This window comes from Candidatus Pantoea gossypiicola, assembly GCF_008632075.1.
Lineage (GTDB): Bacteria > Pseudomonadota > Gammaproteobacteria > Enterobacterales > Enterobacteriaceae > Pantoea > Pantoea gossypiicola.
This window is the reverse complement of record NZ_VWVM01000011.1, coordinates 144,867-163,987: the sequence shown is the minus strand read 5'-3', so window position 1 is coordinate 163,987 and position 19,121 is coordinate 144,867. Positions and strand designations below refer to the sequence as shown.

Below are 19,121 nucleotides of genomic sequence, written 5' to 3'. Positions count from 1 at the left end.
TCCCACCGAAGTTATCAGTGTCAGAAGTCATGGGCCATCTGAAAGGAAGAACAGCAATCAGGCTGTTCAACAAGTTCCCCTACCTGCGTAAGCACAAGTTATGGGGCAATCACTTTTGGGCCAAAGGATACTGCGTGGATACAGTGGGCGTGAATGCTGAAATGATCCGTAAATATGTAAAATATCAAGAGAAGCATGAAGTTGAAGATAAACAACTGTCGCTTCATGAGGTGTGAAGAGAGGGCTCTAAGAGTCCGAACTTAGTACGCCCCTATGGGGCGGAAAACAAAGCCGCCTTCTATGAAGGCGGATTTTTACTGTCCGATCGTCAGGAATGAAAAACGGCGATCAGTGCGCTTTACCCTGTTCAATCCCGGTACCGGTCTGCGAGCGAATAAACTGTGCGCGGAAGCGTGAACGCTCCTCTGCGCCCTGCTGCGAATGGTCGGTAATGGAGAAGAGCCAGATACCGACAAAGGCTACCACCATTGAGAACAGCGCCGGATACTCATACGGGAAAATCGGCGTGGCGTTGCCCAGCACCTGTACCCACACGGTCGGGCCCAGGATCATCAGGATAACCGCGGTCAGCAGACCGAGCCAGCCGCCCACCATCGCGCCACGTGTAGTGAGTTTTGACCAGTACATCGACAGCAGGATGATCGGGAAGTTACAGCTGGCCGCAATCGAGAAGGCCAGCCCGACCATGAAGGCGATGTTCTGCTTCTCAAACAGAATACCCAGCGCAATCGCCACCACGCCCAGTGCCAGCACGGTGATTTTAGAGACCCGCAGCTCATCTTTTTCGCTTGCCTGACCTTTACGATAGACGCTGGCGTAGAGGTCATGCGACACCGCCGACGCGCCCGCCAGGGTTAAGCCTGCGACCACCGCCAGAATCGTGGCGAAGGCAACCGCAGAGATAAAGCCCAGGAAGGTGCTGCCGCCGACCGCGTTAGCCAGATGCACTGCCGCCATATTGGTGCCGCCAATCAGCGCGCCGCTGGCATCTTTAAAGGCCGGGTTCGCACCCACCAGCAGAATCGCACCGAAGCCGATAATAAAGGTCAGGAAGTAGAAGTAGCCCATAAAGCCGGTGGCCCAGAAGACGCTTTTACGCGCCTCTTTGGCATCCGCGACGGTGAAGAAGCGCATCAGAATATGCGGTAAACCTGCCGTACCAAACATCAACCCCAGCCCCAGCGACAGCGCCGAGAGAGGATCTTTGACCAGCCCGCCAGGCTGCATAATCGCGATGCCTTTGGGATGGACCGCCATCGCCTCGGTGAACAGCGTATTAAAACTGAAGTTGGCCGCCTTCATCACCATTATGGCCATAAAGGAGGCACCAAATAGCAGCAGGACTGCTTTGATGATCTGCACCCAGGTGGTCGCCAGCATGCCGCCAAACAGTACATACATCACCATCAGAATGCCGACCAGAATCACCGCAACATGGTAGTTCAGGCCGAACAGCAGCTGGATGAGTTTACCGGCACCCACCATCTGGGCGATCAGGTAGAGCGCCACCACCACCAGTGAACCGCAGGCTGACAGGGTACGGATCGGCATCTGCTTCAGACGATAGGAGGCGACATCGGCAAAGGTATAGCGACCCAGGTTGCGCAGCCGCTCGGCGATTAAAAACAGAATCATCGGCCAGCCGACCAGGAAGCCGAGCGAGTAAATCAGCCCGTCATAGCCGGAGGTGTAGACCAGCGCTGAAATGCCCAGGAACGAGGCCGCTGACATGAAGTCACCCGCCATCGCCAGGCCATTCTGGAAGCCGGTGATATTGCCGCCTGCGGTGTAGTAGTCGTTACGCGAACGGGTTCGCTTTGACGCCCAGTACGTAATCCCCAGCGTGGCACCGACGAAAATCGTAAACATGATAATCGCCTGATAGTTGGTCGCCTGGCGCTGCACCGCACCGGTGATTGCATCGGCGGCCAGCGCTGAAAACGGCAACATTAAGGCCAGCAGCCACAAGGTGAGACGGGTCATGATTTCACCTCGCTGAGGATCGCTTTGGTTAAACGGTCAAACTCACCGTTGGCGCGCCAGACATAGACGCCGGTCAGCACAAACGACATCACAATCAGCCCGACACCAATCGGGATACCGCGGGTGACGTTGGTACCGGCATGCAGCGGCGCGCCGAGCCAGCCCGGTGCAAATGCAATCAGCAGGATAAAGCCAACATAGAGCACCAGCATGATCAGCGACAGCAGCGTCGCGAATGCCTGGCGCTTACGGACTAACTCATGAAAACGGGGATTACGTTCAATCTGCTGATTGATTGCATCCTGATTCGAAAGGGCGTCATTCATCACATTTTCTCCAGAGGGCTTGCAGGCGAGAACCTCACGACAGGGCGCGGATTCAGCTGGTTATAATTTTTGTGACTAGCGAAACAGACTGCGTAGGGCGGGTGTGGCGGGAAGCGATCTTCCCGCCGGACAGCGTGCGCTTAAGGCATTTTGATCGACTGTTTCTCCTCAAGCAGTTTTTCGACGACGCCAGGATCGGCGAGGGTCGAGGTATCACCCAGGTTACTGGTATCGCCGGTGGCAATTTTGCGCAGAATACGCCGCATGATTTTGCCGGAGCGGGTTTTCGGCAGTGAGTCGGTCCAGTGCAGCACATCAGGCGTGGCGAGCGGGCCGATCTCTTTGCGAACCCACTGTCGCACCTCGGTATAGAGCTCCGGCGACGGCTCTTCGCCATGATTCAGCGTGATATAGGCATAAATCGCCTGGCCTTTGATGCTGTGCGGAATCCCGACGACGGCGGCTTCGGCAATTTTAGGATGCGACACCAGCGCCGATTCAATTTCGGCAGTGCCAAGACGGTGACCGGAGACGTTGAGCACGTCGTCGACACGTCCGGTGATCCAGTAGTAGCCATCTTCATCGCGACGGGCACCGTCACCACTGAAGTAGACGTTTTTAAAGGTAGAGAAGTAGGTCTGCTCAAAACGGTCATGGTCGCCAAAGAGGGTGCGCGCCTGTCCTGGCCAGGACTCGGTGATCACCAGATTGCCTTCACAGGCACCTTCCTGCGGCTGACCTTCGTTATCCACCAGTGCCGGTTGCACACCAAAGAACGGCCGGGTGGCGGAACCCGCTTTCAGCTCAGTCGCACCCGGCAATGGCGTGATCATGAAGCCGCCGGTTTCGGTCTGCCACCAGGTATCCACTATCGGGCAACGGCTGTTGCCGATTTTTTTGTAGTACCACTCCCAGGCTTCCGGGTTAATGGGCTCACCGACCGATCCCATAATGCGCAGGCTGCTGCGATCGGTACCTTCAATAGCCTTATCGCCTTCCGCCATCAGCGCACGGATGGCGGTGGGTGCGGTATAGAGCAGGGTGACGTTATGTTTATCGACCACTTCCGCCATGCGGCTCGGCGTGGGCCAGTTCGGCACCCCTTCAAACATCAGCGTGGTGGCACCGCACGCCAGCGGGCCATAAACCAGATAGCTGTGTCCCGTTACCCAGCCGACATCGGCAGTACACCAGTAGATATCATCCTGATGGTAATCAAAGACGAACTTAAAGGTGGTGGCGGCATAGACCAGATAACCGCCGGTGGTATGCAGTACGCCTTTAGGCTTGCCTGTAGAGCCGGAGGTATAAAGGATAAACAGTGGATCTTCCGCGCCAACTTCGGCTGCAGAGTGATTGGTGCTGGCGTCCCGCATCAGGTCATGCCACCACCGATCGCGGCCTTCAACCCAGCCCACATCTTTACCGGTGCGCTGGAACACCACCACGTTTTTCACGCTGGTGACATTCGGGTTTTTTAACGCATCATCGACATTTTTCTTCAGCGGAATGCTGCGACCGGCGCGGATCCCTTCATCGGCGGTAATCACCAGCGAGGCGCTGGAGTCGACGATGCGGCCAGCGACCGCTTCCGGTGAGAAGCCGCCAAAAATCACAGAGTGAACGGCACCGATACGCGCACAGGCCAGCATTGCCACCGCCGCTTCAGGCACCATCGGCATGTAGATCGCCACCACGTCGCCTTTTTTTACTTCCAGCAACTCAAGCACATTGGCGAAGCGACAGACTTCCGTATGCAGCTGGCGGAAGGTCAGCGTTTTACTTTCGCTGGCGTCGTCGCCTTCCCAGATAATCGCCGGGTGATCGCCGCGCGTCGCTAAATGACGGTCAAGGCAGTTTGCCGCCAGGTTGAGCGTGCCATCTTCGTACCAGCGAATGTTAATGTTACCTGGCGCAAATGAGCAGTTTTTCACCTTGCTGTAAGGTTTAATCCAGTCAAGGATTTTACCCTGTTCGCCCCAGAAACTGTCTGGATCGTCGACAGATTGCTGATACATCGCCTGGTACTGTTCAGCCGTAATCAGGGCGTTTGCTGCAATGTTCTCTGGAACGGGATGTTTGTGTATTTGGCTCATGGCGGATCTCCTTGAAGATGTTAATGATATGTCAATCAATGGTTAATTGAAGCCTGCGCCATAGCTTTGTTTCTTTTTTGCGCCACAGATCACGAGATAAACCTCTTAGGGAGAAGCGTGAAGCCGTTCTGATATTTCCGGTTAACTCTCTGGCGGCCAGGGGAAATTAAGAAGGGGTATCATTTGGGATTGTGCTGGATACAAAGCAAGCAAACGCGCCTGGCGAGTTTTTAACCCACTCTGCATAGCTATGCGTAAATTCATCTAAGTATTACTTTTCATAACAGCAGGTTAGGGATTTTTAGTGCTGGCAGCACTTTATGCTACTCAGGTGGCTAACTTTTAATCGGATCCGCCAGGGGTTGCATTTACCACAGTGAAAATGGTACTTATCTCGCCCCTGTTCTGCAGGTATCAACTCAGACCGCGTCTGAAAATGGGTATGGGAATCATCAGATTTTCATACGAGGCGCTGTTTCTAAACACCCTCTAATTTACCGGGCTTTTTGCTCACTCCCTGTGTGTATTGTCTTCTGCACCTTCGCAGTAGAGAGAAACGGGTTTTGACTGAGGAAATTACGCGTTATGAAAGGTTTTAAAATCAGCCTGGCCTGGCAGATTCTGACAGCCCTGGTGCTCGGCATCGTTGTGGGTGCTGTGTTGCATAATCAGCCAGACAATCGTGAATGGTTAGTCACCAACATTCTCAGTCCTGCAGGCGATATCTTTATTCATCTTATCAAGATGATTGTGGTACCGATTGTGATTTCATCCCTGATTGTCGGCATCGCTGGCGTGGGTGATGCAAAGAAGCTGGGACGCATCGGCGTCAAAACAATTCTCTACTTTGAAGTGATCACCACCATTGCCATTGTGGTCGGTATTACGCTGGCCAACGTATTTCAACCCGGCACCGGCATTGATATGTCAACGCTGGCAACGGTGGACATCTCTAAATATGAAGCGACCACGGCAGAGGTACAGGGCGGTCCGCACAGCCTGGTAACCACCATTCTGTCGCTGATCCCGCAGAATATTTTCGCCTCTATGGCGAAAGGCGACATGCTGCCGATTATCTTTTTCTCGGTGCTGTTTGGCTTAGGCCTGTCGTCCCTGCCGTCAGAACAGCGCGATCCGCTGGTGAACCTGTTCCGTGGCATCTCTGAAGCGATGTTTAAAGTAACGCACATGATCATGCGTTATGCGCCGGTCGGTGTGTTCGCGCTAATCGCGGTGACGATAGCTAACTTCGGTTTTGCCTCGCTGTGGCCGCTGGCTAAGCTGGTGCTGCTGGTTTATGCGGCGATTCTGTTCTTCGCCTTTGTGGTGCTGGGCGGGGTCGCGCGCTTCTGTAAGCTGCGCATCACCACGCTGATGCGTATTCTGAAAGATGAGCTGATTCTCTCTTACTCCACGTCCAGCTCGGAAACCGTGTTACCGCGCATCATGGAGAAGATGGAAGCCTACGGCGCGCCGAAAGCGATCACCAGTTTTGTGGTGCCGACCGGTTATTCATTTAACCTGGACGGGTCAACGCTGTATCAGAGTATCGCGGCGATCTTTATTGCGCAGCTGTATGGCATTGACCTGTCGCTGACCGATGAGATTGTGCTGGTCCTGACGCTGATGGTGACCTCGAAAGGGATCGCTGGCGTGCCGGGCGTATCCTTCGTGGTGCTGCTGGCTACGCTGGGCAGCGTCGGCATTCCGCTGGAAGGTCTGGCATTTATCGCCGGTGTTGACCGCATTATGGATATGGCGCGTACCGCGCTGAACGTGGTCGGTAACGCGCTGGCTGTCCTGGTGATTGCCCGCTGGGAAAACCAGTTCGACGCCGAACAGGCGAAAGCGTATGAGCTGCAGTTGCGGACGCAGACCGCAAGCTGAGAACAGCGTTAGCGTAAAGAAGGGCTCAACGAAAGTTGGGCCTTTTTTGTTGGTGTGGCTTAGTTCTTACCTGGTCAATAGAGCAGAAATGAAAGATCAGCCTTTGTGCCGTTCAGTCGGGCACAAAGACGGGCTGCGTAAAGTCGGCGTAAACCCGTCCCTGAGCCTCGGCCGCCGGTTACTCGCCTCATCCATGAGGCTCGCCCGCAAGCGGGCCAGCGCTTTACGTTGTTCAAAAACGCTCCAGGCGTTTTTGTCCATGCGGCGGACGCTTTACTCCGCTATTCATGTTTATTCGCCACACTTGTTCGAACAGCAGTAAAACAGCCTGAGGGAAGAAAAGGTTCACCTGAAGAGTAAAGCGTCCCACGCCAGGGACGGCGTGGGCCGAGCGTCATGGATGACGAATGCGTCTTTACGATCAGGTGAACCTTTTCTGACCGGCTCCGATTTCCCAGCAACACTACTCACACACCCTGCGCCCAGACCGGAATGCGCAGTGATCAAGTGCCGAATGCCCGATATCACTCATTCAGCCCACTCCCTGCAACATGACTCACCCCACATCCATTGAAAAAAGATCTCACCCAATGAATTAATCATTCGTTATGATATTTGTTAATTTGAATAATTTATTCCTTAACGGAGCCCGCCATGAAACTCGACCTCAGCCAGATGATCACCGAAGGCCGCAATCCGGCCAGCCAGAACATTGATGAACTCTCCACCGAAGCGATGCTGCGCGTCATTAATGATGAAGATAAAAAGGTGGCGCTGGCGGTTGAGGCCATCGTGCCGCAGATCGCTGCCGCCGTTGACGCCATCTGCGCTGCGTTTAAGGCAGGTGGGCGATTAATCTATTGCGGTGCGGGCACCTCCGGGCGGCTGGGCATCCTGGATGCCAGCGAATGCCCGCCCACCTTTGGCACACCCCGCGAACAGGTCATCGGCCTGATTGCCGGCGGCCATACCGCCATACTCCAGGCGGTGGAAAATGCCGAAGATAACCGGGAGCAGGGCGCGCAGGATCTGAAAGATATTCACTTCAGCCGCCACGATGTGCTGGTCGGTATCGCCGCCAGCGGCCGCACACCTTATGTGCTGGGCGCGCTGGCTTACGCTAACGAGCTTGGCGCAACCACCGTGTCGCTCACCTGTAATCCCGGCAGCGCCATGTCGCAGGTTGCCGCGATTGCGCTCACGCCGGTGGTCGGCCCGGAAGTGGTCACCGGTTCCTCCCGCATGAAAGCGGGCACCGCGCAAAAACTGGTGCTCAACATGCTCACCACCGGCTCGATGATCCGCAGCGGAAAAGTCTACGGCAACCTGATGGTTGATGTGGAAGCCACTAATCAGAAACTGGTGCAGCGCCAGGTCAACATCGTCATGCAGGCAACGGACTGTGATGACGCGACCGCCAGCGCCGCGCTCACCGCCTGTGGCGGACACTGCAAAACCGCGATCCTGATGGTGCTGGCTGACCTGGCCGCCGATGAGGCGAAAGCGCTGCTCAGTCAGCATCAGGGCTTTATCCGCCAGGCTCTGCAGGCAGCGGGAGCACGCTAATGGCGAAAATCACCGAGGCACTGTTGCGTGACATCCTGCAGGCGGTCGGTGGCCCGCAAAATATCGCGGCCTGTGGTCACTGTATGACACGGCTCCGCCTGACACTGAATCAGCCGGAACAGGCTGATCTGACAGGATTAAAAAGCCTGCCGGGCGTGCTGGGTGTAATCGACAGCGAGGCGCAGTTACAGATTGTCCTGGGGCCAGGCAAAGCGCAAACCGCCGCCGAGGGGATGCAGAGCCTGCTGACAGAGGGCGGAACAGCAGAACTCAGCCAGCTGGCAGCGCAGCAGAAGCAGCAGCTCAAAGCGAAGCAGACCAGCGGCGTGCATCAGTTTCTGTCGCGCTTCGCCACTATCTTCACCCCGCTGATCCCAGGCTTCATCGGCGCGGGACTGCTGCTGGGCTTTGCCACGCTGATTGAGCAGAGCCTCCACCTTAATGTGCCCGGCGACCACGCGCCCTGGCTGCTGCACACCGTGGCGTACATGAAAGTGTTCGGCAAAGGGCTGTTTACCTTTCTCAGCATCCTGATTGGCTACAATGCGCAAAAAGCCTTTGGCGGCAGCGGAGTCAATGGTGCCATCATCGCTTCGCTGTTTGTGCTCGGCTATGTGCCCACGGCCACCACCGGCTACTACAGCGGCATGGAGAGCTTCTTTGGCCTGACGATCGACCCGCGCGGCAACATTATCGGCGTGCTGATGGCAGCGATTATCGGGGCGTGGATTGAGAAACAGCTGCGCAAAATCATTCCCGACAACCTTGATATGATCCTGACTTCGCTATTTACGCTGGTGATTACCGGGGCCATCACCTATCTGCTGATCATGCCGCTGGGTGGTGAACTGTTTAAGGGGATGTCGTGGCTGTTTATCCACCTCAATAACAATCCCTTTGGCTGTGCGCTGCTGGCTGGGCTGTTCCTGATCGCGGTGATGTTCGGCATCCATCAGGGCTTTATTCCGGTCTACTTTGCGCTGATGGAAACGCAGGGTTTTAACTCGCTGTTCCCGATTCTGGCGATGGCGGGCGCAGGTCAGGTCGGCGCATCATTGGCACTGTGGTGCAAAGCAGAAAAAGGGGCGCTGCTGCGGGCACAGATTAAAGGGGCTATCGTGCCGGGCCTGCTGGGCGTCGGAGAACCACTCATTTATGGCGTCACGCTGCCGCGCCTCAAACCCTTTATCACCGCCTGCGGTGGCGGGGCGCTGGGCGGTTTCTTTATCGGGCTGGTAGCATGGCTGGGTTTGCCGGTTGGGATGAATACGGTATTCGGCCCTTCCGGGCTGGTCACGCTGCCGCTGATGACCTCCAGCCAGGGGATCTTCGCCGGTATGGCGGTTTACCTGGCTGGGCTGATCGTGGCCTGGGTCGGCGGATTCCTGCTGACCTGGTGGTTTGGCACCCGGAATGTTGACCTCAGCTGACTGGCTGCCGGAATTCTGAAATCCGGCTAACGGATGAATAATCACCCAAAAATGTGAAAGCCGCTGCAAAGCGGCTTTTTATTGCCAGTAATTTAACTTAATCGCTAAAGAGTAGGCGGACGCATGCCGAAAACATAAAAAAAGGTAATCGTTATTTCTCAGCCCACAGTTTTCACGCTGGCACGCAGACTGTCACGTGCAGGACGTCGGGTCTTCAAGGACTTTTGATGCGTAACAACCAGCCTGTCTCTCAGCGTGAATATCAGTTTGACGAGCATGCGACACTCATGTCGACCACCGATCTCAACAGCCACATCACTTATGCCAACGACGCCTTCATCGAAGCGAGTGGATTCTCTGCCGAAGAGATTAACGGCCAGCCGCATAACATGGTGCGTCATCCCGATATGCCACCAGAAGCGTTTGCTGATATGTGGGCGACGCTGAAACAGGGTGAACCCTGGACCGCGCTGGTTAAGAACCGCCGTAAAAATGGCGATCACTACTGGGTGCGGGCTAATGCCATTCCGGTGGTGCGCGACGGTAAAGTGCAGGGCTATATGTCAGTACGCACCAAACCCACGGCAGAGGAAGTCCGTCAGACCGAAGCGCTCTATCAGGATTTTCGTGAAGGCCGGTCCAGAGGGCGACGTTTTCACAAAGGCCTGCTGGTTCGCAGCGGCTGGCGTCGTCCCGCCTCCATTCTGAAAATGCTGCCCCTGCGCTGGCGGATCCGCAGTACGCTGCTGGCATTACTGCCCCTCTCGGTGGCAGGTGTCTGGGCGCTGGGTATGACGCACGCAGCACTGGCCGGCTTTGCCGCAGGTATGGCGGCGCTACTCACACTGAGCAGTCTGTGGCTGGAGCAGCAGATTTCACGCCCTATCGAGCGGATGTGTAAGCAGGCGCTGAGCGTGGCGACTGGTGCGAGTCACAAAGTTGAGCAGATGGATCGCGTTGATGAGGTCGGTGTCACGCTGCGCGCTATCGGTCAGCTCGGATTGATGTTCCGCTGGCTGGTGGATGATGTCAGCGGACAGGCGATCAATGTGCTGAGCGCCAGCGACGCCATCGCCCGCAGCAACAACGAACTCAGTCGCCGTACCGAACAGGCCGCGGCCAACGTGCAGCAGACCGCGGCCACCATGAATGAAATGACCGCCACAGTGAAGAGCAATACCGAAACCGCGCACGAGGCGAATAGTCTCTCAGCCAGCACCAGCCACGCTGCCAGCAAAGGTGGGGAGGTGATGAGTGAGATGATGGGCATGATGGGCGAAATTGCCGACAGTTCAAAACGGATCGCCAATATTACCAGCGTCATCGATGGCATTGCCTTCCAGACCAATATTCTGGCGCTGAATGCCGCCGTGGAAGCGGCGCGGGCCGGTGAGCAGGGCAAAGGCTTTGCCGTGGTGGCGGGTGAAGTCCGCAGCCTGGCTCAGCGCAGCGCCAAAGCCGCCAGCGAAATCAAAATGCTGGTCGAAACCAGTGCCAGCCGCGTTCAATCGGGCAATGAGCACGCCAGCGCGGCAGGCCGCACGATGCAGGATATCGTGTCGCAGGTGCAGAATGTCACCGCACTGATCGCTCAGATCAGTTCAGCTACGGCTGAACAGGCGACCGCGCTCAGTGAAGTCAGTTCAGCGGTGGAAGATCTTGATGACATCACTCATCAGAACGCCGCCCGCGTAACAGAAAGCGCCGAGGCTTCAGGTCGCATGACCCATCAGGCTAACCGGCTGGTGGAAGCGATTAGCGTGTTTCGTTAAGAGATCAGACTACGAGGCCAGCGCCTGCGTGCCGTCGCGTTCGGCACGCAGCGCGCCTGGCGACTGCCCGACAATCCGCTTGAAGGCGCGACTGAATGCCGCGATCGAGCCGTAGCCGAGATGATAAGCGACGGCTTCCACCGCTTCGCCATTGTTTACGATCCGCTGCACCGCCAGCCGCATCCGTAATTCGGTCAGATATCGCAGCGGCGTCATACCGGTAGCCGTGAGAAAGCGTCCGGCGAACACCGAACGCGAACAGCCCGCCACGCGGGCGAGTCGCGCCACCGTCCAGTTTTCGCCCGGCTCCCGATGCATCGCGGCAATCGCCTGACTCAGACGCGGATCGCGCATCGCCTGCACCAGCCCGCTACTCTGGCCGCAGCCGTTCTCTACCCAACCGCGAACTATCAACGCGGCAACCACATCAGCCAGACGCGACAGAATCCCGGCAAAGCCCGCCTGGCGGGTCCGCGATTCCCGCTCCATCGCCGCCAGAATCGGCTGAATCTCCGGGTACTGCGACAGCAGCGTACTCACCAGCATCACATCCGGCATGGTGTTGATCAGCGGTTGCATGCCGCCAAGCTCAAACGCCATGCAGGCGCTGAACAGCAGCACGCTGTGCTCGTCATTACAGGCATTTTCCGGTGCGGCAATCGCGCAGACGCTGTCGCAAATCGGCTTACTCGCCATGTTCTTAATACACTGGCAGTCCGCCTCCTCACTGGAGATCAGGCTGTGCGGCTTACCGTGCGGCACCAGCAGCGCATCGCCGCTGTTGAGCTGAAACAGTTCGCCGGAGGCGCTGCGCACCAGCAGTGAGCCGCGTCCGACAAAGTGAAACTGCGCCCGCCCCGGCGCATGCTCATAATGCAGCCCGAACGGCGCGCTTACCGCGATTCGCTGATAGTTCACGCCATACAGACGCATTCCCATCAGCAGCTCACTGGTCAGATCTCCATAGTGACTCATACGATTCCAGACGAATTATCAAAAATGAAGGTGTAAGCATCATAGATCGTCCTGACGCTCCACTCTATGCTCTCTCACACTTTTTTATCTTCCGGAGAAGCAGCATGAGTCTGACAACCGAAGTGGCTGATGAGGTTTCCTCGCCGACCCATCCCGCGTGGGGCGCAGTTTTTGCTATGGCGTTTGGGGTGTTCAGCCTGATTACCGCCGAATTTTTGCCCGTGAGTCTGCTGACGCCCATGGCAGACAGCCTCGGCGTTTCAGAAGGGCAGGCGGGACAGACCGTCACCATTACCGCCCTGGTGGCGCTGTTTACCAGTCTGGTCACCGGCAGCGTCACGCGGCGTATCGATCGCCGCATCGTGATGCTGGTGTTCTCACTGCTGCTGATCGCCTCGGCGCTGATGGTGGCATTTGCCGGTGACCTGACGGTGATATTGCTGGCACGGGTGCTGCTGGGGATGGCCATCGGCGGCTTCTGGACGCTCTCAACCGCCATTACCATGCGTCTGGTTCCCGTCGATCAGGTGCCGCGCGCGCTCTCCATTGTCTTCAGCGGGATCTCGCTGGCGACGATTATCGCCACGCCGCTTGGCAGCTATCTCGGCGGACTGGTGGGCTGGCGCAACATCTTTATGCTGACCGCCGGGCTGGGCGCGGTGGCACTGCTGTGGCAGTTCTTTACCCTGCCCGCCATGCCGGCAGAGAACAAAGCCCGCAATGGCGGCGTGCTGGCGCTCCTGCGTATCGGCGTGATGCGCTGGGGCATGCTGGCGGTGATCATGATGTTTACCGGCCACTTCGCTTTCTTCACCTATCTGCGTCCATTCCTGGAAGGCGTTGCACAGCTCAACCTTAATCAGCTGTCGCTGGCGCTGCTCGCCTTTGGCGTGGCGAACTTTTTTGGTACCTCGCTGGCGGGTTTCCTGGTCACCCGCAGCGTATCGCTGACGCTGAGCGGGATGGCGCTGTTAATGAGTGTCACTGCGCTGCTGCTGGTGAGCTTTGGCGATGTCAGCTGGATGGTAGGCGCAGGCGTGGCAATCTGGGGGATGGCATTTGGTTCGATGCCAACCGGCTGGTCAACCTGGATTTCGCGCGCGGTGCCGGATGACGCGGAATCAGGCGGCGGGTTACTGGTCGCCACCATTCAGCTGGCGATTACCGTCGGCGCGGCTGCGGGCGGCTGGATGTTTGACCTGCGCGGAGCAGGCGGCGTGTTCGTTGCCAGTGGCGTGCTTATGCTGCTGGCTGCACTGACCATCTTCACGCGGATGCGGCATCACGGTTAATCTTCTGAGGGCAGCGTATTATGCTGCCTTTTTTTATGGAATTGGGTTATTAACCTTTTGAGCGATAACTGTGCGATACGTGCTTTTTATGTTCAATTTTACTGAAATAGTTAAGCAAAACCCTCCGCTTTTTACTGATCAACTTCCGGACTAATATATCTATCAACAAGGCAGCACGCCTTACCTGATAAAAATTAACTGAGGAATTGACCATGAAATCTATCAAAACTTTTGCAGCTGTTATCGCGCTTTCTGTTCTGCCATTCGCCAGCTTCGCGCAATCTGTGACCGCCATCGACTCTACGCTGGATGGTGCGGAAGCGAAAATTGCTGCACAGGCGCAGGAAGCTGGTGCTTCATATAAAATCACTGAAGCCTATACCAATAACGGCGTTCACATGACCGCTGAACTGCTGAAATAAAACGTTCTACCCTCTTGTGCTGACAGGACGCCCTCCGGGCGTCCTGGCTTCGTTTCTCCGCGAATAATCCTGTTACTTTTCTTCATAAATAATTATCATTCTCAAAAAGAGCGTAACTCAGCCTGTGCGTCAGGCCTTTCTGGTTGCAATGTCGGGCTTTCTTATCACTGCGTCTGCAGTGGATTAACTCTGGAGAAGTTATGAAAGCGATTACCATTTCGCGCCGGACTCTGCGTCCGCTGCTACTGGCTACGGCCCTGTTCTCTGCCTCAGGATGGCTGGCAGTGCAGGCTGAGGATCTTAATCAGTCAGTGGGTAAAGGTGTTTATGAACTGGCGGTCAGCCCGAAAGATAACGCGCTGTTCGTGGCCACAGCGCAGAACAGCAGCGGTAACGGTGGCACGGTCTTCCGTCTCGACCCGGCGACGCTGGCAGTGCAGCAGGCAATCAACACTGAGCTGAAATCGTTTGGTGCGGCGATCAATCCACAAACCAACGTGCTTTATATTGGTAACACGCTAAACGGTTCGATCACCGCTATCGACGCCAGTAGCGGCAAGGTACTGAATACGCTGGTGCTGGATAGCCGTCCGCGGAGTGAGACCGTGCGTCCGCTGCAGCCGCGCCAGGTGGCGGTTGATGCGAAAACTAACCGGGTGTATATCACCGGACTGGGACCGCAGAGCGTGGTCTGGGTGGTGGATGGCAGCACGATGAAGCTTGTCAGCACCATCCCGAATACCGGCAAAATGGGCACTGGCCTGGCTGTGGATGCAGGCGCACAAAAGGTCTACGTCACCAATGCCGATGGCGAACTGGTCACGATTAATGCGCGTACAAATGCGGTTGAGAAGAAGCAGAAGATTGAGGGCGATAAAGCGCACTTCTTCCTGAACATTGCGCTGGATACGCGTGGTCAGCGCGCTTTTCTGACAGATTCAAAGCAGGCGCAGGTGCTGGTCGTGGATCTGCGTAATCAGCAGGTGATGCAGCGGATTGATGTGCCTGAATCGCTGGCGGTTCTGTTTAATGCGCAGCGTGATGAGCTTTATGTTACCCATCGCAAAGCCGGTGAAGTCAGCATCATCGACGCCAGCAGCTATAAGGTGAAGCGCACGGTAAAAACCCCGGCATTGCCTAACAGCCTGGCGCTCTCGGCGGATGGTAAGGTGCTGTACGTTAGCGTAAAACAGCCCGGCTCGCGCAAGGAACCGCCAAAAAATCCTGACAGCGTGATGCGTATTGTACTGTAAGTGATTCCTCTTCCTCTCCAGCCAGAGAGGAAGAGTCTTCCCCTGAACCACTAAACCTCTTCCGATGCCTCGCGCTTCATCTCATCATGGGGTACATCATCCAGAATCTGCTCAAAGCTGCGCAGACGCTTGTAGATCGACATCAGTTCGATCAGCGTCGACCAGGAGGCGATCAGATACTGAAACGAACCGCGCACCTGATCAAACACGTTGGTAATCTGGTTGAGTAAGCCCAGCGTAATAGTGCCTGCCACAATCGACGGGAACAGCAGGAACAGACCAAACACGTTATCGACCTGCAGATAGAGAATGCGGGTGATGTTGAAGTAGAGATAGTGAAAGTAGAGACGGAAGTAGTTAACCCGCACCCGGCTAAACAGTTCCTGTACGGTCTGCGGTTGTGCACGATCGGCATTATCTTCGCCGTAGACCAGCTCTTTACGGTAGGCGGCTTCAACCCGCTGATTACGGAACTCCAGCCCTGGCAGCTTAATTCCGACCAGCGCCAGCAAGCCGGTGCCGAACACAGACCAGAGCACTGCGGCAATCACCAGCGCGTAAGGAATATTGCCGAGGAACGGGATATCTTTTACGTGATGTGACAGCGCCACCAGTACCGGCAAAAACGCCACCAGCGTCATAATCGCCTGAATAAAACTGACACCCCAGTTTTCCAGCGTAGTTGCAAACCGCATGGTGTCTTCCTGCACACGCTGCGCGGCACCTTCCACATGACGCAGCCGCTGCCAGTTGTGCATGTAGTAGTTATTCATGGCGGTACGCCAGCGGAAAACCCAGTGGCTGATAAAGAAGGAGTTGAGAACGCCAATCACCACCGCAATTAAGGCAATGCCGAGAAAGGCGATAACCTGATGGTAAAACTCTGCAATCTGCACCGATCCCGCTTTGGTCAGCGCTTTCTGTATCAGATCATAGAACGGACCATACCAGGCATTAATAGCCACACCCACCTGCACGCCAAACCAGGTGACAAAGATAATCAGCGCGGAACCCCACACTGACCAGCGTTGCCACGGATGCGCATCAATCAGCCGCCAGGCCAGAGCAAAAATGGCTACCATGATCCAGTAATAGAGATAAAACCAAATCTGACTCGCGGCGATAAAACGAGCCGCTGTGGTCGGTAAAGGTTGTTTAATTGCTGCTTCAAAAGTCGGCCACATGCCGGGCAGATGCGCGGCAAAGCCGAACCAGGCAAAAATCGCTACTAAGCTCCAGACAGCCGCAGAGCTGAAAAACAGCGCTGGCCGCGGAAAAAAAGACTTAAACATAGGCACTCCGCTGTTGTGTGTTGCCTGTTATAACGTTTTTGGCGGGTCGCTGTCTGTAGTCTGTTGTTTCTGCTCATGACAGGACGATGATAGATGTTAATGAAATTGTGCGGTTTTGTTTCGTGGAACTAAATCTTTGTGAATGGCAGTGTTACAATATGGCGCTTTGTTACCGGTAACAAAAATCTGTCGCCCTGAATTTGCTTATAAAAACCATTACAACGCAACCCTCTACTTTTTCATACCGCTCACGATAGCGGGAATGAGGCAATGTCATGTCAGAACAAAAAAAAGGTCATTCACGCAGGGATTTTTTGCTGAAGACGATTACCCTTGCGCCTGCAATGGCGGTAGGTTCCACAGCGATGGGCGCGCTCTCTCTGCCGCTCGCCGCACAGGCGGCTGAAACCCCGGCGGGTCCACAGCAGGCGCGTGACTACCAGCCAGCCTGGTTTACCGCCGAAGAGTTTGCCTTTATTACTGCCGCCGTAGCTCGGCTGATCCCCTGCGATGAACGCGGGCCGGGTGCGCTGGAAGCTGGCGTGCCGGAGTTTATCGATCGTCAGATGAACACGCCATATGCCACGGGTTCGAACTGGTATATGCAGGGGCCGTTTAATCCCGATCTGCCGAAAGAGCTGGGCTATCAGCTGCCGCTGGTACCTCAGCAGATCTATCGTCTCGGGCTGGCCGATGCCGACAGCTACAGTAAAAAGCAGCACGGTAAGGTGTTCGCCCAGCTCAGCGGCGAGCAGCAGGATGCCTTACTGCAGGCGATGGAAAGTGGCAGTGCGGAATTCAGCCAGCTGCCAGCAAAAGTCTTCTTCAGCTTCCTGCTGCAGAACACCCGTGAAGGCTTCTTCAGCGATCCCATCCACGGCGGGAATCAGGGCATGGTCGGCTGGAAGCTGATCAACTTCCCTGGCGCACGCGCCGACTTTATGGACTGGGTAGAGCGCGGAGAACGATATCCGTTCCCGTCAGTGTCGATTCGCGGGGAGAGAAGCTAAGCATGGCTAACGAAATGAAAAAAGTGGATGCGGTGATTGTCGGCTTCGGCTGGGCAGGCGCGATTATGGCGAAAGAGCTGACCGAAGCGGGTCTTAACGTACTGGCGCTGGAGCGCGGACCGCATCGCGATACCTATCCTGATGGCTCCTATCCGCAGTCCATTGATGAGCTGACCTATAACGTCCGCAAAAAGCTGTTCCAGGATCTCTCTAAAAGCACCGTAACCATTCGTCATGACGCCTCGCAGACGGCTGTTCCCTATCGCCAGCTGGCGGCGTTTCTGCCTGGCACCGGCACCGGTGGCGCAGGTCTGCACTGGTCAGGCGTCCATTTCCGCGTTGACCCGATTGAACTGCGGATGCGCAGCCATTACGAAGAGCGCTATGGTAAGAACTTTATCCCGGAGGGCATGACGATTCAGGATTTCGGCGTCAGCTACGATGAGCTGGAGCCGTTCTTCGACAAGGCAGAGAAAGTCTTTGGCACCTCCGGCAGCGCCTGGAGCATCAAGGGGAAAGTGGTCGGCAAAGATAAAGGCGGCAACCCGTTTGCGCCGGATCGCTCCGATAACTTCCCGCTGCCCGCGCAGAAGCGAACATACTCGGCGCAACTGTTTGCTCAGGCGGCCGAGTCGGTTGGTTATCACCCTTACGATCTGCCGTCCGCCAATACTTCGGGTCCTTATACCAATACCTATGGCGCGCAGATGGGTCCGTGCAACTTCTGCGGATACTGCAGCGGCTACGCCTGCTACATGTATTCCAAAGCGTCGCCTAACGTCAACATTCTGCCCGCGCTGCGTCAGGAGCCGAAGTTTGAGCTGCGCAACAACTCGTATGTGCTGCGGGTCAATCTCAGCGATGACAAAACGCGCGCAACCGGCGTGACCTATGTGGACGGTCAGGGTCGCGAGCAGGTTCAGCCTGCTGATCTGGTGATCCTTTCCGCTTTCCAGTTCCATAATGTTCACCTGATGCTGCTGTCAGGGATCGGTAAACCCTACAACCCGATCACCAACGAAGGTACCGTAGGCCGCAACTTCGCCTATCAGAACCTCTCAACGCTCAAGGCGCTGTTTGATAAAAACACCACGACCAATCCGTTTATCGGCGCGGGTGGTGCGGGCGTGGCGGTTGATGATTTCAACGCAGATAACTTCGATCACGGGCCGCTGGGCTTTGTCGGCGGTTCGCCATTCTGGGTCAACCAGGCGGGCACCAAACCGATCTCCGGCCTGCCGGTGCCGGCGGGCACACCTGACTGGGGCAGCCAATGGAAAGCGGCGGTGGCGGATACTTACACCCACCATCTGTCGATGGATGCGCACGGCGCGCACCAGTCCTATCGCGCCAACTACCTCGATCTCGATCCCCACTACAAAGATGCCTATGGGCAGCCGCTGCTGCGCATGACCTTTGACTGGCAGGATAACGACATCAAAATGGCACAGTTTATGGTTGGCAAGATGCGCAATATCGCGGAAGCGATGAATCCGAAGATGATCATCGGTGGCGCGAAAAAGCCGGGCACCCATTTTGATTCCACGGTGTATCAGACCACCCACATCAGTGGCGGAGCAATCATGGGCGACGATCCTAAAACCAGTGCGGTGAACCGTTATCTGCAAAGCTGGGACGTGCCAAATGTGTTTGTACCAGGCGCATCCGCCTTCCCGCAGGGACTGGGTTATAACCCGACCGGCATGGTGGCGGCGCTGACCTACTGGTCAGCCAAAGCGATTCGCGAGCACTACCTGAAAAACCCCGGCCCCCTGGTGCAGGCATAAGGAGATGGC

The 19,121-nt window shown here is 56.2% G+C and carries 15 protein-coding genes; 10 read left to right on the top strand and 5 right to left on the bottom strand.

All coding sequences use genetic code 11. The features are described from left to right. Positions 1–236, top strand: a 236-nt coding sequence (gene tnpA, locus F3I20_RS15390; protein WP_150019317.1) for an IS200/IS605 family transposase, incomplete at its 5' end; no start/stop codon positions are given. A gap of 112 nt (positions 237–348) precedes the next feature. Here the strand turns inward: tnpA and F3I20_RS15385 are convergent. The 3 genes from F3I20_RS15385 to acs form a co-directional block, all read right to left on the bottom strand. Next, positions 349–2,004, bottom strand: a complete 1,656-nt coding sequence (locus F3I20_RS15385) for a cation acetate symporter (protein ID WP_150037871.1) — start codon at positions 2,002–2,004, stop codon at positions 349–351. Further along, complete coding sequence (locus F3I20_RS15380; protein ID WP_150011991.1) at positions 2,001–2,330, bottom strand: DUF485 domain-containing protein; 330 nt, start codon at positions 2,328–2,330, stop codon at positions 2,001–2,003. The genes F3I20_RS15385 and F3I20_RS15380 overlap by 4 nt, the downstream gene beginning before the upstream one ends. A 140-nt stretch (positions 2,331–2,470) precedes the next feature. Beyond that, positions 2,471–4,426: an acetate--CoA ligase gene (gene acs, locus F3I20_RS15375; RefSeq protein ID WP_150037872.1), complete on the bottom strand. Its 1,956-nt coding sequence runs from the start codon at positions 4,424–4,426 to the stop codon at positions 2,471–2,473. A 585-nt stretch (positions 4,427–5,011) separates the two neighbouring features. On the opposite strand from acs, the gene gltP reads away from it, so the two are divergent. The 4 genes from gltP to F3I20_RS15355 all read left to right on the top strand — a co-directional run bounded on the left by gltP (position 5,012) and on the right by F3I20_RS15355 (position 11,081). Beyond that, positions 5,012–6,313: a glutamate/aspartate:proton symporter GltP gene (gltP, locus tag F3I20_RS15370; RefSeq protein WP_013359809.1), complete on the top strand. Its 1,302-nt coding sequence runs from the start codon at positions 5,012–5,014 to the stop codon at positions 6,311–6,313. Positions 6,314–6,967: 654 nt separating this feature from the next. Then, positions 6,968–7,879, top strand: coding sequence for an N-acetylmuramic acid 6-phosphate etherase (gene murQ / locus F3I20_RS15365; RefSeq protein WP_150037873.1), 912 nt, complete (start codon positions 6,968–6,970; stop codon positions 7,877–7,879). Beyond that, entirely contained in the window at positions 7,879–9,309 is a 1,431-nt protein-coding gene (gene murP / locus F3I20_RS15360) for a PTS N-acetylmuramic acid transporter subunit IIBC (protein ID WP_150037874.1), read from the top strand. Before murQ ends, murP begins: the two co-directional genes overlap by 1 nt. A 227-nt stretch (positions 9,310–9,536) precedes the next feature. Further along, complete coding sequence (locus tag F3I20_RS15355) at positions 9,537–11,081, top strand: methyl-accepting chemotaxis protein (RefSeq protein WP_150037875.1); 1,545 nt, start codon at positions 9,537–9,539, stop codon at positions 11,079–11,081. 9 nt (positions 11,082–11,090) lie between these two features. Here the strand turns inward: F3I20_RS15355 and F3I20_RS15350 are convergent, their stop codons facing one another. Further along, the gene (locus F3I20_RS15350) at positions 11,091–12,056 is read right to left on the bottom strand and encodes an AraC family transcriptional regulator (RefSeq protein WP_150011981.1); all 966 of its coding nucleotides are present in this window, start codon (positions 12,054–12,056) and stop codon (positions 11,091–11,093) included. A gap of 104 nt (positions 12,057–12,160) precedes the next feature. Here F3I20_RS15350 and F3I20_RS15345 point away from each other — a divergent pair, with 104 nt between their 5' ends. From F3I20_RS15345 to yncE, 3 genes are all read left to right on the top strand, one after another. Further along, on the top strand, positions 12,161–13,348 hold the full coding sequence (locus F3I20_RS15345; protein WP_150037876.1) for an MFS transporter: 1,188 nt from the start codon (positions 12,161–12,163) through the stop codon (positions 13,346–13,348). A gap of 212 nt (positions 13,349–13,560) precedes the next feature. Continuing rightward, complete coding sequence (locus F3I20_RS15340; RefSeq protein WP_009092571.1) at positions 13,561–13,770, top strand: YdgH/BhsA/McbA family protein; 210 nt, start codon at positions 13,561–13,563, stop codon at positions 13,768–13,770. Positions 13,771–13,970: 200 nt separating this feature from the next. Further along, positions 13,971–15,023, top strand: coding sequence for a 7-bladed beta-propeller protein YncE (gene yncE, locus F3I20_RS15335; protein WP_150037877.1), 1,053 nt, complete (start codon positions 13,971–13,973; stop codon positions 15,021–15,023). 50 nt (positions 15,024–15,073) lie between these two features. On the opposite strand, the gene sbmA is transcribed toward yncE, so the two are convergent. Continuing rightward, complete coding sequence (gene sbmA / locus F3I20_RS15330; RefSeq protein ID WP_150037878.1) at positions 15,074–16,315, bottom strand: peptide antibiotic transporter SbmA; 1,242 nt, start codon at positions 16,313–16,315, stop codon at positions 15,074–15,076. Between the two features lie 275 nt (positions 16,316–16,590). Here sbmA and F3I20_RS15325 point away from each other — a divergent pair, with 275 nt between their 5' ends. Together F3I20_RS15325 and F3I20_RS15320 are read left to right on the top strand one after the other, a co-directional pair. Continuing rightward, positions 16,591–17,325: a gluconate 2-dehydrogenase subunit 3 family protein gene (locus F3I20_RS15325; protein ID WP_150011973.1), complete on the top strand. Its 735-nt coding sequence runs from the start codon at positions 16,591–16,593 to the stop codon at positions 17,323–17,325. A 2-nt stretch (positions 17,326–17,327) separates the two neighbouring features. Then, entirely contained in the window at positions 17,328–19,112 is a 1,785-nt protein-coding gene (locus F3I20_RS15320; protein WP_150037879.1) for a GMC family oxidoreductase, read from the top strand. Positions 19,113–19,121 lie beyond the last annotated feature (9 nt).

Bases quoted from the DNA above. Each gene is read 5' to 3' on its own strand.
- yncE (WP_150037877.1), top strand. From the start codon at position 13,971: ATGAAAGCGATTACCATTTCGCGCCGGACTCTGCGTCCGCTGCTACTG.
- F3I20_RS15340 (WP_009092571.1), top strand. From the start codon at position 13,561: ATGAAATCTATCAAAACTTTTGCAGCTGTTATCGCGCTTTCTGTTCTG.
- F3I20_RS15385 (WP_150037871.1), bottom strand. From the start codon at position 2,004: ATGACCCGTCTCACCTTGTGGCTGCTGGCCTTAATGTTGCCGTTTTCA.
- F3I20_RS15355 (WP_150037875.1), top strand. From the start codon at position 9,537: ATGCGTAACAACCAGCCTGTCTCTCAGCGTGAATATCAGTTTGACGAG.
- F3I20_RS15320 (WP_150037879.1), top strand. From the start codon at position 17,328: ATGGCTAACGAAATGAAAAAAGTGGATGCGGTGATTGTCGGCTTCGGC.
- F3I20_RS15350 (WP_150011981.1), bottom strand. From the start codon at position 12,056: ATGAGTCACTATGGAGATCTGACCAGTGAGCTGCTGATGGGAATGCGT.
- gltP (WP_013359809.1), top strand. From the start codon at position 5,012: ATGAAAGGTTTTAAAATCAGCCTGGCCTGGCAGATTCTGACAGCCCTG.
- F3I20_RS15325 (WP_150011973.1), top strand. From the start codon at position 16,591: ATGTCAGAACAAAAAAAAGGTCATTCACGCAGGGATTTTTTGCTGAAG.
- murQ (WP_150037873.1), top strand. From the start codon at position 6,968: ATGAAACTCGACCTCAGCCAGATGATCACCGAAGGCCGCAATCCGGCC.
- F3I20_RS15380 (WP_150011991.1), bottom strand. From the start codon at position 2,330: ATGAATGACGCCCTTTCGAATCAGGATGCAATCAATCAGCAGATTGAA.
- F3I20_RS15345 (WP_150037876.1), top strand. From the start codon at position 12,161: ATGAGTCTGACAACCGAAGTGGCTGATGAGGTTTCCTCGCCGACCCAT.
- murP (WP_150037874.1), top strand. From the start codon at position 7,879: ATGGCGAAAATCACCGAGGCACTGTTGCGTGACATCCTGCAGGCGGTC.
- sbmA (WP_150037878.1), bottom strand. From the start codon at position 16,315: ATGTTTAAGTCTTTTTTTCCGCGGCCAGCGCTGTTTTTCAGCTCTGCG.
- acs (WP_150037872.1), bottom strand. From the start codon at position 4,426: ATGAGCCAAATACACAAACATCCCGTTCCAGAGAACATTGCAGCAAAC.